Source organism: Anoxynatronum sibiricum (genome assembly GCF_039414295.1).
Classification (GTDB): domain Bacteria; phylum Bacillota; class Clostridia; order Peptostreptococcales; family Tindalliaceae; genus Anoxynatronum; species Anoxynatronum sibiricum.
The window spans coordinates 77,711-93,109 of record NZ_JBCITM010000007.1 but is presented as its reverse complement, the minus strand read 5'-3'; the positions used below and the strand labels follow the sequence as shown (position 1 = coordinate 93,109).

The following is a 15,399-nucleotide window of genomic DNA, read 5'->3' as shown; positions in this document are numbered from 1 at the left end:
GATGAGAAAAAAGGATGAGCGTGAATCACCATTTTGTCAGGTGAAAGGGAGATAAGCAAAGCCTGAGCAAAATAGTGACTGCAGTCATTGAATCCATTCTACACGCAAACAGCAGATGAGTCAATCAAAAATTGACATAATAATGACAAAAATAGCCCGAATAAATAGTGCTGAACGATCATTTTTATTCGACACCCAAGACATTGTTTGATATAGTGGGTTCAAACAAGTCTTGAAACAGGCAGAATTAACTATGGTGACATTTCGCAGCAGTTCAAGCCATTTAATGGGGAGCAACAAACCAGTCTTGAATTAGTGAGGGGAGTGAAGAAGATGCGTTACCAGGTGATGCCTCCCGTTTTCCAGTTGGAACCACAACTGAAATTCGGCATTGTGATTGGCAGGAGTCTTCAAAATGGTGAAACATCAGCGACGGATTTGGAAAGACTTCGAGAGGCGGAAGCAAGTGCGCGTGTAAAACTGTCTGCAGGTGCACCGAGGGATTGGCCTACGGTGGCCTTCTATCGGGATGTGATGACCCGGGCCGGGATCAACCCCAACAAGTATCCCGTATCGGTGGAAGCCATGCTGAAGCGGGTGGTGAAAGGCGGCAGTCTGCCAGTGATTAACGCCCTGGTGGACCTGTGCAACGCCGTCTCCCTGGAGCATTTGATCACCCTGGGGGCCCATGATCTGGCAGATATTGAGGAAGATCTGGCGGTTCGTTTTGCCGAAGGCAATGAGCAGTTCCTTCCCTTTGGAGAAACAAAACAGGAACTAGTGGAGCCGGGAGAACTGATCTTCACCAGTGGTGACCAGGTGCAAACCCGAAAGTGGATCTGGCGGCAGAGTGAACTGGGCAAAACCACCCTTGCCAGCAAAGACATTATTTTTCAGCTGGTGGGCTTCGAAGATGAACCGGAATCATTTTTTCGTCAGGCACTTGAATCCATTGAAACACTGGTTGTCCAGCGATTTCAGGGAACAGCTGAAGCCTATGTGGTCAGCAGCGATCATCCGATGATTGAATTTGACCGATCGTCAACGGGTTGATGACCTCGCCGGACGTTCGCTTCAATGAAAGATCTATTGTGTCATAAAAGGGGTTCTGCCATTTCGGCAGAACCCCTTTTTAGAAAAGAAACAGACGGTCGTTCTTACAGTACTGAACCTGCCAGCGTCACCATGGCTCTGAACAGTTGATACAGCGTCACCGCGTCGGAGGCTTCACAGCTCACAGTCAGGGCGTTCGCCCGAGAGACGCCGGGAATCGATGCCGCCTTATCGGCCATTACTGCTTGGGCCAGCTCCAGCGTCAATGCAAAATGACCTTCGTGCCTTTTTACTGATGCAGTGGGAACGCTTGCCAGTGCCTCCGTCACTGCTTCGGCGTAAGCCGTCTTCAACTGGTTCTGGGATAAATGCCGGGCGCAGTAGCGGGAAAGTGCCTTTTTAACTGCCACCGTGGCAATGGGGCCAATCTCACTCAATGCATCCTGTGTCACCTGATGATCGCCGGCCACCAGTACCACTGGTACACCGAAATGACCCGCCACCAAAGCGTTCAGACCGGTTTCTCCAACGGTTTCCCCATTAATGATGAGCTTGTTCACCACCCGGCCGGCATAAGTATGATCAAAAATGCCCCCAGGTGTACCGGCTTTGGGATGATACCCGATGAGCATGGCACAGTCAACGCCGCTGTCCACCCCTTCCATCATACTCAGGTCTTTGGGATAGCCGTTGATGAGGTTCACATCCGGGTGAAGGAGTTCAATGAGAATGTTATCCATGGAATCATGGGAATCGTTGACAATCACCTCAGTGACACCATGTGCAAACAGTTCCTCACACAACAGGTTGACCTCATCCGTCATCAGTTTGCGGGCACGGGTATAGTCCGGCTTGTCCCATCCCGTCTGTTTTCGGGAAACCACGCCCCAAATCCCTTCCAGATCAGCAGAGATAAATACTTTCATGACAATCACTCCTTTGAAGTCGATGGTGTGATAACTGGAATAGAAAGCTGCCTCTATTATAACCAAAACTTGAAAGATCCACCAACTTTTTGTAATTTGAGAAATCATACGCCATCGTATCTGAAATAACTGTAGGCGAATCTTGTAAAATGGGGAAATAGCGCATTCAAAAAAGTCAAAATGGAGTGGGTTTGACTGAAATTGGCTGGAATCAGTTGACTGCCAGCCTGAAACTGGGAGATTTTATTTTTGCAATCACAATGGCGACGAATTTTAGAGAAGTGTTAATCAATTGCCGCCATTTTGATTAAAAGTGCTGCATAAATGGTACAATAGAACTATGGTGCTTCATAATTGCCAGTTCGTGACAGTGATGAAAGACTTAATGAAGATGGCAGATAGTGCTGACAATTTCTAGAAAGCAGGTGATATCAATGAGTCAAAATACTTCTCTTTCACAGCGTATTGTCATTGTGGATGATTCTCCCTTCTCGGTCAGTGTGCTGGAAAACGTTCTGACAGATCTGGGACACAATGTGGTGGGTTCGGCTGATTCCCTTGAGCAAACCATTGAAGTAGTGGGTATGCATCAGCCTGATTTAGTTACCATGGATATGACAATACCAGGCACCGATGGCCTGGAGTGCACAAAAGCAATTAAAAAACGACATCCCGGAACAAAAGTCGTCATCATCAGCTCGCTGAAAGACGAAGCCATGATGAAAAAGGCAAAAGAAGCTGGAGCGGTGGGGTACGTGCAGAAACCCGTTGACTCAGAAGAGTTGGGGCAAGTGATTGATCGGCTGGTGAATGAAGAACAATTGCTGGAAAAATTGAACGAACTGGGAAAGCTGGCTTTTCAGGAATCTCTGATGAACAATATGAATCGCATTTTTGGTGAAAAGCCTGTGTTTCAGGAACCGGAAGAGACGCTCTCTGAATCCCAGGGTATTTCTGTGGTCATGGGAATTATCGGCGCCTTCAGTGGTCGTTTTGTAATGGACCTGTCATACGCCTCAGCTGAAGCGGTGGTTAAAAAAATGTTGAAGCGGGAAACTGTTCCAAAAGATGAGGTGCTGAATTCTGCAGCGGAACTGGCCAACATGGTCGCAGGAAACGCCTGCTCAATGATCAACCAGATCAATAAGCTCTATGCCCTTCGTTTGGCACCTCCCACCATCTATCATGGTGAATCCCTGAAACTCTCCACGGCCAATTTGGCAGGCACCACCATTTTTGCGAATACTTCTGTGGGGGATATGCATTTGAACTTTGGATTTGCAAAGGGGGAACATATGTGGATGTAAAATGGATTAATCCATTTATTGAAGCGTTTATCCATGTGATGCCCCAGCTTGGATTTCAAACCATTGAAAAAAGCGCTGTTACTCTGGGGCAGGGTAAGATAAAAAGTGCCGGTGTTATTATGAACCTGGGGATTGTGGGAGAGCTCACCGGGAATGTGGTCTATAACATTGAGATGGAAACGGCGAAAGGAATCGCTTCCAAAATGATGATGGGAATGCCGGTGGCTGAACTGGATGAAATGGCTCAAAGTGCCATCTCAGAGTTGTCCAACATGCTGACCGCCAATGCCAGCATTAATTTCTCCAAAATGGATATCAGCACCAATATTTCCACGCCAACACTCATGTACGGCACCGATTTTGAAGTCATGGTGAACATGACCAAATATGTGTGTGTCGAAATGAAGGCTGATGATCTGGCACTTCAGATTAATGTAGCGGTCAGATCTCAATAAGGAGTACTGCGAAGATTTATCATTGTTGATATACTTTCAAACATAAAAAGACGCTGTTGCAGATCAAGAGAATCTGCTGCAGCGTCTTTTTGCGAAAGCAGTTTAAAGAATGAGGCGGTCGATGGAAGACACCAGGCGTCCGATTTCTGGTTTGGTAATCTGGTCATCGGCACCCAGGGCAACACCCTTTTCATACATTTGTTCGTCAATCAGTGAAGAGAAGATGATCACAGGAAGCTTCGACAGTACTTTGTCGGTCTTTATTTTTTTGGTGAGGCTGTGCCCATCCATTTGAGGCATTTCAATATCGGTAATGACCAATGCCACTTTCTTTTCAAGTGGCAGTTTTTCATTTTCCCGATAAGCTTCAAGAGTTTCCCAGGCTTCTTTGCCATTGGGGGTGACGGTGGCAGAAGTATATCCGGCGGTGGTAAGGGCTTCCAGCAATATATTCGTCAGCATTTTGGAGTCTTCTGCAATAAGGATGGGTTTTTCACTTCTGACCCGAGGCCCCATTTTAGACACCTCAGACAGCTGAATGCCTGTATTGGGGCTGATATCCACCAGGATTTTCTCGAAGTCCAGCACGACAATCAGTTTTTCCGGCATTTTTACAATGCCGGTGGCGATGCCTTCCTGACCGGAAAAAATGGTTTCGTCTGGTTTTTCCACATTTTCCCATGAAATGCGGTGAATACCCACCACTTCATGAACCAAAAACCCCACCGTTGTTTTGTTGAAATGAGATATGATGTAGCGCGCGCTGGCATCGGCATCTTCATCACTCAAATTCAGGTATTTGGGAAGGTCGACGGCAGTGATTACCAGGTCACGGGGCTTAAAAATGCCTTTGATACAAGGGTGTGAGTTGGGTATGCGGATGGTTTTCATAAAGGGAATGATTTCTTTCACCTTCGCCACATTAATGCCAAAAAAGTTTTCGCCAATACGAAACTCAACAATCTCCAGTTCATTGGTGCCGGTTTCCAGCAGAATCCCTTTGCGATTATCCATGAGTGCATCTCCTCCATTTAGAACCATTGATTTACAGGAGTGGCTTTCTTCAAAACACTCATCTGTATAGTCACCATTTTACCCGATAAAAGACATTTCACTCAAAATAGTTTTAATGAATATCAGGTGTCGCTGTTAAGCACTTCATTTAAGATATTGGTGTTGCATTGGTACTGTTTGCGCCCAACCGGGTGTATGGCCCCGGCAGTTGTGAGGGCGTTCAGCTCCCGGTAGAAGGAGCTCCGGGACATTCCCAGGCATTCCAGCAAACAGGTTTTTGACAGGTCGACTGTCAACAGGTGATCCTGTTGTTGCTTCATTTCCCCCAGAAAAAAGCAGGCAATCCGCTGACGGTTATTCTGTATGCTGAAGAGAATAACCTTGTTCAGTAAAAAACTGATGCGATGATTCATAAAAGCCAGGTAGTTGGACAGAAGTTGGGGATGTTCAGTTAATCGGCCTAAAAAGAGTGGTTTGTGAATGAACTGAACAGTGGAAATGCTTTCAGCGCAAAAAGCAAGGGTTCCGCTTATTTCTGAGCCGGATGAAACACCAAAAACCTCGCCGGTGTGAAGATGCCGCAGGGGAATGCATTTGCCGTTTTCAAGAGCGACTGAAACAGAAACATGACCTTCCAGTAAATACATCAGGTAATCATCTTCGTCGTCAGCTACGATGGAAGCGCCTTGTGAAAAAGTGCGGGTGAAGGCGGAAACCTGTTGAAGAATTTCGGTAATTTCATCGGCCTCCAGACCTGTCCAAAAACTGGTGGACCTTTTGCCGGTACAAGGATCAAGACAACATTGGTGAGTCATCAGGCACCTCCCGATTTCTTTTCTTGACGGCGGTCTGTCCAATATTGGATAGACGTGTTAGCTGACTCTCATTATAATAGCACTGATAATGAAAATCAATACTAAAAAGGAGTGACAACAATGAATCAGTACATGAAACGCCTTGCAGGATGGACAGTCATCATCTTGCTGGCAGTTGCTTTAACAGCCTGCGGATCATCGGGAGCCGGTGGCGAAACATCTGCAGCCAATCCACCTGAAGCAACACAGGAGCCGGCATCTGCCGGAGAGCCATCTGGTGAAGCAGAAGCACCTAAAACTGTTGTGGATCAGAGTGGTCGGGAAGTAGTGATTCCCGATGAAATCAACCGGGTGGTCATGACAGCCCTTCCCTTCCCCAGCATCTACGCCATCACCGGCGAACCGGTGTCTAAAGTAACGGGTATGCATCCCGGATCCAAGGGCGCCATCGAAAATTCCATCATGGGCGTCATGTACCCGGAACTTCTGGATGTGGAATCCGGTTTTATTGAAGGCACTGACATTAACATGGAAGAACTGTTGAAACTGAACCCGGACGTGGTCTTTTACTGGGCCGACTACGCCAACCAGACCAAGCAGTTTGATGAAGCCGGCATCACGGCCATCGGGGTGAACACCCAGGGGAACGGCGATGCCCTTCTGACGCTCCAAACCTGGCTTGAAATCATGGGAGACGTTTTCGGGCAGCAGGATCAAGTGGGCGCGGTCATTGATTACGGGCGGGAAATTACCGCAGCAATCACTGAAAAAGTGGCTGATATTCCCGAAGAAGACCGGCAGCGGGGGCTGTTCCTGTTCCATCACAGCAGTGAAGAGATCGTGGTGCCCGGCACCGGTCATTACGGCGATTACTGGATCGAAGGTACCGGTGGGATCAATGTGGCCAAGGAAATCGACGTGACGGCACCGGTGAACATGGAGCAAATTTATCAGTGGAACCCTGAAGTCATCTACATCAGCAGTTTTACCACCACTGTACCTGAGGATCTTTTCAACAACACCATCTCCGGTCAGGACTGGAGTCAAGTGGATGCGGTGAAAAATGGCCGGGTCTATAAAGAACCGGTGGGTGTTTACCGCTGGTATCCGCCAAGCGGCGATGCACCCCTGATGCTGAAATGGATGGCCAATCATCAGTACCCTGACTTGTTCAGCTACGACATGGAAGCAGAAGTGGAAGCCTACTACAAACGTTTCTATGATTTTGAACTCACAGAAGATGAAGTGCTGTGGATTCTCAACCCCCTCCGGGAAGCTGCCGACGGCACTTCCGGTCTGAGCCGGCAGCGGCGGTGATGGCAATGGAGAAGAGATCACGGGCCCGATGGGTACTGCCAGGCCTGGGAGTTCTGCTGATTTTTCTCATGCTGGCCGCGGCTGGCGTTGGCCGTTACATGGTTCCCTTTGACAAAGTGGTATCCATTCTTTCTTCTGTTATTTTCAATGTGGAACAACACTGGACAGATGTGGAACAGACAGTGGTGCTGAACATTCGTATGCCCCGTATCATTCTGGCCGTTCTCATTGGTGCAGGGCTGTCTGTTTCAGGGGTGGCCCTGCAAGCTCTCTTTGCCAACCCTCTGGTGAGCAGCCATGTGCTGGGAGTTTCCTACGGGGCCGGATTTGGCGCAGCCATTGGCATACTGCTGTCGGAAAATCACCTGTTCATTCAGGGCATGGCCATTGTTTTTGGGATAGTAGCCATCGCCCTCACCTACAGCATCAGTAAAACCGGTAAAGGCACCCAGCTTTACATGCTGGTTTTGGCGGGAGTCATTGTGGGGGCGCTGTTTCAGGCCCTCATCTCCCTCATCCAGTATGTGGCCGATCCGGAAGAAAAGCTTCCCAGCATCGTGTACTGGCTCATGGGCAGCCTGGGTGGCACCAGCCTGAAAGATCTCAGGCTGGGTATTCCTCTCATTGGTGTGGGTATCTTCATCATTTTTGCCATTCGATGGCATCTGAATGTCCTCTCGCTTCCAGAGGAAGAAGCCCGGTCCATGGGAGTCAACCTGAAGCTGCTGCGGGGCCTGATTATCATTGCCACCACTGTTATCACCGCTGTTGCAGTCTCTTTGTCAGGTATCATCGGTTTTGTGGGGCTGGTGATTCCCCACTTTGCCCGTATGGTGGTGGGTCATGAGCACCGTGTGTTGGTGCCCGTTACCATTCTCATGGGTGGCATTTACCTGCTGCTTATCGATACCATTGCCCGGTCAGTAACAGCGGCAGAAATTCCCCTGTCAATTTTAACCGCGATTGTGGGAGCGCCCTTTTTTGCGGTGCTTTTGCGACGAACAGGAGGTGGATGGCATGATTAGCATGCATCATGGTTGCTTTGAATACCGACAGAAAGAGCCTATTTTCAGTGACCTCAATTTTCAGCTGACGAAAGGAGAAACCTTATCGATTCTGGGCCCTAATGGTGTTGGTAAAACCACACTGGTGAAGTGTCTGCTGGGATTTCAGCGGTTACAAAGCGGTGAAGTTCAGTTTGAAGGCCAGTCTCTGGAAAAAATTCCCCTCAAACAGTTTTTCCGCCGGGTCAGTTATGTACCCCAGGCCCGCAATGTGGTATTCCCATATTCGGTGCTGGACATGGTGCTGCTGGGCAGGGCTTCTGCCATTGGATTGAACGCCAGACCTTCAAAAGAAGATGTGGAGCGAGCCATCACTGCCATTCGCCGGGTGGGCATTGCCCCTTTAATGCACCAGTCTACCCGGCAGATCAGCGGGGGACAGCTGCAGTTGGTCCTCATCGCCCGGGCCATTGTCAATGATCCCGAAGTGATGATTCTTGATGAACCGGAATCCAATCTGGATATGAAGAACCAGCTGATTATTCTGGATCTCATGGAACAGCTTCGGGAAGAACTGGGACTCACCACCATCATCAATACCCACTATCCCAACCATGCTCTCCGTCTGGGAGGCAAGGCCCTGCTGCTGGGAAGCGGCAACAGGCGGGATTTCGGCAACACCAAAGACCTGATTAACCACGAAACCATTCGGGCCTACTTCCATGTGGACAGCCAGATGGTGGAGTGGCAGGATGCCGCCAAAACCCATCAGCGCATTTTTCCGGTGGGACTGGCAAAGGAGGCAGTGTAATGCGAAAAATAGCTTTTTACGGCAAGGGAGGCATTGGAAAGTCAACCCTCACCAGTGCCATTGCCGCCGCCATGGCCACCCGGGGATACCGGGTGATGCAGATTGGCTGCGATCCCAAGGCCGATTCCACCATTAATCTCACCGGCGGAAAAGCCAGTGTACCCATTGTGAATTACCTGCTGAAAAAGGGAAGCTGTGACGATATCGACGACTTGGCCACCATTGGCTACAAAGGAGTTGTCTGCTTTGAAGCCGGTGGTCCATCTCCGGGTACCGGCTGCGCCGGCCGGGGCATCGTCACCGCTTTTGAACTGCTGGATGAGCTGGAGGCCTTCGAAACCTTCGCCCCAGACTTTGTTCTGTACGATGTGCTGGGAGATGTGGTCTGCGGTGGCTTTGCCATGCCCATTCGCAACGGTTATGCAGAAGAAGTGATTATTGTCACCTCAGGAGAAAAAATGGCCCTCTTTGCCGCCGGCAACATTAAAATGGCAGTGGATCATTACCAGGACCGAAACTATGCCCGGCTCAAAGGAGTCATTCTCAACAAGCGAAACATCGAAAATGAAGAAGTCATCGTGGCAGATTTTGTGGAGCGGGCTGATACCCGACTCATCGGCACGGTGGAACGGGACAGGCACATTCAAATCTATGAAGATCAAAACAAAACCGTCATCGAAGGCGATCTTTCGCTGCCGGTATCCCAGACCATTTTAGCCATTGCCGACAACATCATCGCCGGTTATCCTGGCACAGCAGCACTTTCCCCTGAAACCGGAAAAATGCCGGCGGTTGGTAAAGATGACACTGCCGGTCATGCCGGGAAAGCCACCGATGAAAACAGCATTGTGGAGCGTCAGGCAGAAACCCAGGTATGTGCCGGCAGCTGCAAAGGTGGTGAATGTGCATGAACAGCCCCCTGCCTTATATGATTCCCATTGGTGATTTGCAGCAGCAGGTGAACACCCGGCAAAGCAAAGTGAATCGTCGCAACGCTCTCCATTATTGTGCTCCCTCCGGCGGCGGCTGGGGCGTGGTACGGGTGGCCTGCCTGGTACCCGAAATTTTGGTGCTGTTTGTGATTCCCATCGGCTGTGGCCGGCATGGGGGTGTGGCAGCCCTGCAGACAGGTGACAGCCGCATGGTCAGGTATTTGCTGGTGGAAGAAGCAGAAATTGTGGTGGGTTCCTATCTTGATCGGGTGGAAAAAGCGGTTGACCATTTAATAGAAGCGGAAAAACCTGCGGGGATGATCCTTTTTTCCACCTGCATGGACGATCTTTTGGGAGCCGACTTTGACGGTATCATTCGGGTAGCCTCTGAACGTCACCGCATTCCCGTTGTTCGGGCCAAAATGAACCCTATCATGTCCGATACCAAAAAACCACCGGAAGTGATGATCCAGCACAGCATCTATCAGTTTTTAAAGTATCCGGCGGCAAATGAAACACCGGAAGATGGTACCGGTGAACGGCATATCAATGTCATTGGGTCCTTCGGCCAGTTGGATTCAGAATCAGAAATACACGAAGCCCTGCGGCATGCCGGTGGCTACCGTCTGCGTCACATCACCGAGTGTGCCACGCTGAAAACTTTTGAATCCATGGGAAAGAGCCGTCTCAATCTGCTGGTGAAGCCTGCCGGTGCCTTTGCGGTCAAAGCCATGGCAAAGCGGGGAAAACAACCCTTTGTGGAAGGTTTCACTGCTTTTCACCCGACAGAGATCAACGAAAACTACCAGCAGTTATCCCAGGCGCTGGCACTTGACATTCCCCTGAATACGGCAGCAGCAGAAGCCGCTGCCTGGCACCTCATGGAAAGGGCAAAGCCAGCCATGAAAGGAATGACAGCGGCCATCGGTGCCACCCTCAACGCCCGTCCCTTTGAACTGGCCCGGCTTTTAACGGAATTGGGCATCGACGTCCGTTACGTGCTGGCCAAGGCGGTGCATGATTCTGAAGAGAAACATGTGGCCTGGCTGAAGGAGCATGCACCAGCCCTGCAGGTGATCCCAGATCTTGATCCCAGTCTGTCGGCCCAACACACCTATGTAGACCAGGTGGATCTGTGCCTGGGGTTGGATGCCGCCGTCTACTTCGAACCCCAAAAACTGGTGGAACTCCCCTTCGACGAAACCCTGTACGGCTACCGGGGCACTGAAAAACTCATCACCCGAATTCAGGAAGCAGAACCCTACCGGTACGACCTGACCCAGCGCATCTACCGGGCCAACCTGGTGGTGTAACAAAAATGATGAAATACTGAAAGAGTTGGCATCGAAAATCTGCTGGTATAGGAGGAAAAACATGAAAGCCATCTTAAAACGACTGCCCCCCTTTGCTCCCGATTATTCGGGAGCCAGTGCGGTGTTTTATCCCCTGGGCGGGGCAGTGATTCTCAACGGTGCCGACGGGTGCATCGGCAATGTGACAGGCTATGACGAACCTCGGTTTTTCAACGAACCCGGACGGGTTTTCAGCTCAGGTCTCCGGGAGATTCATGCCATCACCGGCGACGAAGCCGTGTTACTGGAAAAAATCCGGGAGGCCCGTCTCACCGGCGACATTCAGTTCATTCTTATGTTGGGCACGCCCACTTCAGCGGTGATTGCCAGCGACCACCAGAGCCTTTCCCGCATTCTCATGGACGAACAGCAGATTCCTGTGATTCCCCTGAACACCACAGGGATGGAAACTTACGAAATCGGTGCATCCAAGGCTTTTGAGCAACTGGCGGTTCACTGGGTCAAGCCGGGAAAGAAGAAAAAAGGTGGTGTGAATGTGATCGGGGCCACTCCCCTCGACTACTGGGGACCTGAGCAAATGACACTGGTAAGACAAGCCCTGGAGCATTATCAGCTTCGTATCAACAGTATCTGGGGTATGGATGGCAACGGGATGGAAAGTATCAAAGCCACTCTGGAAGGGGATGTGAACCTGGTGGTTTCCGGGGCAGGACTGAAAGCCGCCCGGTATCTGGAAAAGGAGTACGGCATGCCCTATGTCACCGGTGTTCCTGTGGGGAAACGCTCTGCCAAGCGGCTGGCAAGAAAGCTGAAAAACCCTGCAGGTCATCACATGATGCCTCTGAAAGCATCTCTATCTCAAATGAACTCCCCCGGCAGAAGCCTGGTCATTGGCGAACAGATCTGGGCCAATGCCTTTCGGGAATATCTGGAAGATGAAGGCGGCGTCAGCAACGTGGACGTATGCTCTTTTTTTCAAATGGATAAGGTACTCATGGAGAAAGATGATCGTCTTCTCACCACAGAAGATGATTTGATGGAACTGGCCTCCCAAAATCGCTATACCCTGGTGGTGGGCGACCCCTTGTTCCAATCCTTTTTTCAGGATGAAGCTCTACGCTTTTGCCCGGTGCCTCACCTGGCGGTGTCCAGCCGTCTCCACTGGGATCATTCCCTGCAGTACACCGGTTTGTTTCCCGATGCGCTTAAACAGGGAAGAAGCCTGCTGCATTTAAAAGAGGCAAGCCTTAAAAAGGAGTTTCGAACACAGGAAGCAGGAAAGTGAAGTTCTTGGATTTCATGGAAAAGCACAACAATGAACGAATCCGGATTGTGGGATTTAAATGAGATTTATTTGGTAATGAGCTTTTGATCATAAGATGAAGATGATGAGAAGGAGGTTTATATTGATGGTGAAAAAAGTTGGGAAAAGAAAAGGAATAGCACTGACGGCCATCTTACTGGCATTGCTTCTGGCAGGCTGCGGTGCCTCTGCACCCGCCGAACCAGCAACACCGGCCCAGCCCCCTGCCGCCGAACCGGCAGCTGCTTCTGAAGAATCCATGGCAGCGCCAAGAGTCATCGTCGATCAATTGGGACGGGAAGTTGAATTGCCCGAATCCATTGACCGGGTGGCCACAGACCGTATTTTACCCTTTCCCTCTGTGTATTTTCTGGCAACCGGCACCGCCGAACAAATCGTGGGTATGCATCCTGCCTCCAAAAGTGCCGCTGAAAACTCCATGCTGGCAACCCTGGCACCAGAAATACTCAATGCCAATACCGGGTTTGCAGCAGGGGACGAAATCAACATTGAGGAACTGCTGAAACTGAACACCGACGTGGTCTACATTCGTGCTGAATCCGGTCAGATAGACCTCTACGACAAAGCGGGTATTACCACTGTGGCCATTGGTACCACAGGTGTTGCAGCCGGCGACTCCTTAGCCACCATCAACAGCTGGCTGGAACTGCTGGATCAAATCTATGACCTGGATGACCGGGCCAAGGGGATTATTGAATATGGCAACCGGGCAGAAGCTGACATTGCCGCCGCTGTCAGCGATGTGGCAGAAAAGCCCCGGGCCATGATGCTCTTCAACTACACCGACGGGAAACCCATCATTTCAGGCAAAGGCTTTTTTGGCAACTACTGGCTGAATGCCACAGGAGCCATCGATGTGGCCGAAGACGATCTTCAGGGCCAATCGCCTGTTGATATGGAGCAAATCTACCGGTGGAACCCTGAAATTATTTACATCACCAACTTCACCGAGTTAATGCCGGAAGACTTTTACAATAACACCATCGAAGGCCTGGACTGGAGCCAGATTGAGGCTGTTAAGAATGGCCAGGTCTACAAAATTCCCCTGGGCATCTACCGGTGGTTCGCCCCTTCCGGCGACACACCCCTCATGCTCCAGTGGCTGGCTCAAAAGAATCATCCCGAATTATTCACTTATGACATGAGCCAAATTCTGAAAGACTATTACCTGGAATATTATTATTACTCCCTGTCAGATGAAGAAGTGGAAAAAATCCTGAATCCTGTGAGAGAAGCAGCCCAGGGAATCTAAAGACAGATTCCATCAGCCTGAAACAGGGTTCCGGCTTATGGGGAAAAGCGTTAAAATGACTTTTTCCACACGTTAAAGATGCATGCTATTGAGAACGTCACTAAAAAAAGTCCCGGGAGAAATCAGCCGGGACTTTGATGGTTCTAGATGTGAGTCGAAAGATGTTCTTACAGTCATACGGTAAGGAGTATGATCGCTCTATGGCAAGCAGAACTTTCTTCTGACGTAAGCACTTTTTTCCTGGCTCTATGACGAGTCTGCCACAAGGAGAAGACATTCGCCTTACAACAGTGTATTATGGAGCAGGTCAGGCCAATTAGCCATTTTTGATTTTGAGTCATTGCAGCACCTCCACACCATCCAAGAGAATCCTTTCTATCGTTGGTGGGAGAACATACTTTCCCTGCAAATCGATGATTCCCAGGCTATTTTCTTCCTTTACCAGAGCAAAACCATCATCGCTAAAACTATATCCTTTGGGAAGGGCAGAGGAACTCATTATCCTGTCGAACCGTGGCTCTATTACAATGTTTCCCTGGCTATCCATATACCCTACCTTGCCTTCTTCGTTCACAATCCAGGCGATACCATTGATAAAGGGGCCATGGTTCAGCAGGTTCGGCTGGATTACATAGGTACCCTGAAGATCAATAAAGCCCCACCGTTCATTTTCTTGCACGGCTATCAGGCCGTCAGATACTATTCCATTGGTTAAGTCATAAGCAGGTTCAATTACCCATTCACCCTTTGGGTTAATAAATCCCCACAGGCCATCCTTCATCACAGCTGCCAAATCGTGGTCAAAGCCGCCAACAGACACATCATCGTATTCAAAATCAATGGTTTGTTTACCGGTGCGGTTGATATAGCCCCATTTACCGTCTTTTGTCACCCGGGCATAGTCACCCACAAAATCGTCACATTGATCGGCCTCTACGCTGAAAAGAACTTCCCCTTGAAGATCAACAAACGTGCACCCCTCATGACTTTCTATTCGAGCCATGCCCGCTTTATCAAAATGAAAGAGAGAGTCAAACGTGGCTTCAATAACCACTTCTCCCTGCCGGTTCATGGATCCCCACTGGTCGTTCAGCAGAAAAGGAACTTGTTCCCAGTCTAATAAAGCAGCATCGAAAATAAAATCATACATTGGCTCTATGAGGATGTTTCTGTTGATATCCATCACGCCATACTGTTCATTAATTGAAAACACTGCAAGGCCTTCTTCGTTAAAATGTCCAGCAAGAATGTCTGTCGGCGCAATTGCCCAATCTCCATCTTTATTTAGGAATCCAAATTCACCAGGTTCAACGATTCCTGCACCAATAAGCCCCATGGAGAATTGATGATGCATATAATCAAATTGTGGTTCAACCACAAACTCACCCTTATTGTTAATCAGGCCCCACAGGTTATCAACCTGAACAGGAGCCAGTCCATTGTCACTAAAAGCATGCACCTGTTGAAAAACCGGTTCAATGACGATTTCTCCGCTGGTGTTCATAAAACCCCATTGACTGTCAACAGAGACGGGTAGCAGGGAATATCCGTAGATGCTTTCAGGTGCCATCTCAGGTGTAGCTTTAGACACATCTTCCTGAGAAACAAGTTCAGGTGAATTTCCACAGGACATTAAGAAAGCAGCCAAGCAAAAGACAAGCGTAGCATAGATGTTTTTGTTTATTCTTTTCATCAAACTCCTCCTGGGAAGTCAAGTCCAAAACAGTGTGTAATTTCCTCGGTAACAATGTTTAGTCTTTTCATTCGAGGGGCTCACTTTTTCAGCATGATGTTGCTGCATTGCGGGGTAGTAAAGCTCCATTTCGAATTTCCTAAAACATATTTAATACGACTGTACCTGACAGCAAGTTTTATG

At 49.3% G+C, this 15,399-nt stretch carries 14 protein-coding genes; 10 read left to right on the top strand and 4 right to left on the bottom strand.

What is annotated here, in order from left to right; genetic code table 11:
• The first annotated feature begins 333 nt into the window (after positions 1 to 333).
• A complete protein-coding gene (locus tag AAIG11_RS08610; protein WP_343185836.1) occupies positions 334 to 1,053 on the top strand; it encodes a B3/B4 domain-containing protein in 720 nt (239 codons plus the stop codon).
• 104 nt (positions 1,054 to 1,157) lie between these two features.
• On the opposite strand, the gene AAIG11_RS08605 is transcribed toward AAIG11_RS08610, so the two are convergent.
• Positions 1,158 to 1,979 (bottom strand): M55 family metallopeptidase, encoded by an 822-nt coding sequence (locus tag AAIG11_RS08605; protein ID WP_343185835.1) that lies wholly within the window; start codon positions 1,977 to 1,979, stop codon positions 1,158 to 1,160.
• Positions 1,980 to 2,413: 434 nt separating this feature from the next.
• Between AAIG11_RS08605 and AAIG11_RS08600 the strand changes: the two genes are divergently transcribed.
• Both AAIG11_RS08600 and AAIG11_RS08595 read left to right on the top strand, forming a co-directional pair.
• A complete protein-coding gene (locus AAIG11_RS08600) occupies positions 2,414 to 3,286 on the top strand; it encodes a response regulator (RefSeq protein WP_343185834.1) in 873 nt (290 codons plus the stop codon).
• Positions 3,277 to 3,741 (top strand): chemotaxis protein CheX, encoded by a 465-nt coding sequence (locus AAIG11_RS08595; RefSeq protein ID WP_343185833.1) that lies wholly within the window; start codon positions 3,277 to 3,279, stop codon positions 3,739 to 3,741. The genes AAIG11_RS08600 and AAIG11_RS08595 overlap by 10 nt, the downstream gene beginning before the upstream one ends.
• A gap of 102 nt (positions 3,742 to 3,843) precedes the next feature.
• Here AAIG11_RS08595 and AAIG11_RS08590 read toward each other — a convergent pair whose 3' ends face one another.
• Positions 3,844 to 4,755 carry a chemotaxis protein gene (locus AAIG11_RS08590; protein WP_343185832.1) on the bottom strand — a complete coding sequence of 304 codons (912 nt, stop codon included), beginning with the start codon at positions 4,753 to 4,755 and terminating at the stop codon, positions 3,844 to 3,846.
• A 122-nt stretch (positions 4,756 to 4,877) separates the two neighbouring features.
• Positions 4,878 to 5,570 carry a Crp/Fnr family transcriptional regulator gene (locus AAIG11_RS08585; protein ID WP_343185831.1) on the bottom strand — a complete coding sequence of 231 codons (693 nt, stop codon included), beginning with the start codon at positions 5,568 to 5,570 and terminating at the stop codon, positions 4,878 to 4,880.
• 120 nt (positions 5,571 to 5,690) lie between these two features.
• Here AAIG11_RS08585 and AAIG11_RS08580 point away from each other — a divergent pair, with 120 nt between their 5' ends.
• The 7 genes from AAIG11_RS08580 to AAIG11_RS08550 all read left to right on the top strand — a co-directional run bounded on the left by AAIG11_RS08580 (position 5,691) and on the right by AAIG11_RS08550 (position 13,523).
• Positions 5,691 to 6,887 (top strand): ABC transporter substrate-binding protein, encoded by a 1,197-nt coding sequence (locus AAIG11_RS08580; protein ID WP_343185830.1) that lies wholly within the window; start codon positions 5,691 to 5,693, stop codon positions 6,885 to 6,887.
• 5 nt (positions 6,888 to 6,892) lie between these two features.
• Positions 6,893 to 7,912 carry a FecCD family ABC transporter permease gene (locus AAIG11_RS08575; protein WP_343185829.1) on the top strand — a complete coding sequence of 340 codons (1,020 nt, stop codon included), beginning with the start codon at positions 6,893 to 6,895 and terminating at the stop codon, positions 7,910 to 7,912.
• On the top strand, positions 7,905 to 8,702 hold the full coding sequence (locus AAIG11_RS08570) for an ABC transporter ATP-binding protein (RefSeq protein ID WP_343185828.1): 798 nt from the start codon (positions 7,905 to 7,907) through the stop codon (positions 8,700 to 8,702). The genes AAIG11_RS08575 and AAIG11_RS08570 overlap by 8 nt, the downstream gene beginning before the upstream one ends.
• On the top strand, positions 8,702 to 9,613 hold the full coding sequence (locus tag AAIG11_RS08565; RefSeq protein WP_425499417.1) for a nucleotide-binding protein: 912 nt from the start codon (positions 8,702 to 8,704) through the stop codon (positions 9,611 to 9,613). The genes AAIG11_RS08570 and AAIG11_RS08565 overlap by 1 nt, the downstream gene beginning before the upstream one ends.
• Complete coding sequence (locus tag AAIG11_RS08560) at positions 9,610 to 10,947, top strand: nitrogenase component 1 (RefSeq protein ID WP_343185827.1); 1,338 nt, start codon at positions 9,610 to 9,612, stop codon at positions 10,945 to 10,947. Before AAIG11_RS08565 ends, AAIG11_RS08560 begins: the two co-directional genes overlap by 4 nt.
• Positions 10,948 to 11,008: 61 nt before the next feature.
• A complete protein-coding gene (locus AAIG11_RS08555; protein ID WP_343185826.1) occupies positions 11,009 to 12,232 on the top strand; it encodes a nitrogenase component 1 in 1,224 nt (407 codons plus the stop codon).
• A gap of 124 nt (positions 12,233 to 12,356) precedes the next feature.
• Positions 12,357 to 13,523, top strand: coding sequence for an ABC transporter substrate-binding protein (locus AAIG11_RS08550; RefSeq protein WP_343185825.1), 1,167 nt, complete (start codon positions 12,357 to 12,359; stop codon positions 13,521 to 13,523).
• Positions 13,524 to 13,860: 337 nt separating this feature from the next.
• Here AAIG11_RS08550 and AAIG11_RS08545 read toward each other — a convergent pair whose 3' ends face one another.
• On the bottom strand, positions 13,861 to 15,216 hold the full coding sequence (locus AAIG11_RS08545) for a WG repeat-containing protein (protein WP_343185824.1): 1,356 nt from the start codon (positions 15,214 to 15,216) through the stop codon (positions 13,861 to 13,863).
• Between the last annotated feature and the right edge of the window lie 183 nt (positions 15,217 to 15,399).

What these genes read in the sequence shown, in the direction of transcription:
- AAIG11_RS08600 (WP_343185834.1), top strand. Translation starts at nt 2,414, where the DNA reads ATGAGTCAAAATACTTCTCTTTCACAGCGTATTGTCATTGTGGATGAT.
- AAIG11_RS08575 (WP_343185829.1), top strand. Translation starts at nt 6,893, where the DNA reads ATGGAGAAGAGATCACGGGCCCGATGGGTACTGCCAGGCCTGGGAGTT.
- AAIG11_RS08550 (WP_343185825.1), top strand. Translation starts at nt 12,357, where the DNA reads ATGGTGAAAAAAGTTGGGAAAAGAAAAGGAATAGCACTGACGGCCATC.
- AAIG11_RS08590 (WP_343185832.1), bottom strand. Translation starts at nt 4,755, where the DNA reads ATGGATAATCGCAAAGGGATTCTGCTGGAAACCGGCACCAATGAACTG.
- AAIG11_RS08565 (WP_425499417.1), top strand. Translation starts at nt 8,702, where the DNA reads ATGCGAAAAATAGCTTTTTACGGCAAGGGAGGCATTGGAAAGTCAACC.
- AAIG11_RS08545 (WP_343185824.1), bottom strand. Translation starts at nt 15,216, where the DNA reads ATGAAAAGAATAAACAAAAACATCTATGCTACGCTTGTCTTTTGCTTG.
- AAIG11_RS08580 (WP_343185830.1), top strand. Translation starts at nt 5,691, where the DNA reads ATGAATCAGTACATGAAACGCCTTGCAGGATGGACAGTCATCATCTTG.
- AAIG11_RS08585 (WP_343185831.1), bottom strand. Translation starts at nt 5,570, where the DNA reads ATGACTCACCAATGTTGTCTTGATCCTTGTACCGGCAAAAGGTCCACC.
- AAIG11_RS08555 (WP_343185826.1), top strand. Translation starts at nt 11,009, where the DNA reads ATGAAAGCCATCTTAAAACGACTGCCCCCCTTTGCTCCCGATTATTCG.
- AAIG11_RS08570 (WP_343185828.1), top strand. Translation starts at nt 7,905, where the DNA reads ATGATTAGCATGCATCATGGTTGCTTTGAATACCGACAGAAAGAGCCT.
- AAIG11_RS08610 (WP_343185836.1), top strand. Translation starts at nt 334, where the DNA reads ATGCGTTACCAGGTGATGCCTCCCGTTTTCCAGTTGGAACCACAACTG.
- AAIG11_RS08560 (WP_343185827.1), top strand. Translation starts at nt 9,610, where the DNA reads ATGAACAGCCCCCTGCCTTATATGATTCCCATTGGTGATTTGCAGCAG.
- AAIG11_RS08605 (WP_343185835.1), bottom strand. Translation starts at nt 1,979, where the DNA reads ATGAAAGTATTTATCTCTGCTGATCTGGAAGGGATTTGGGGCGTGGTT.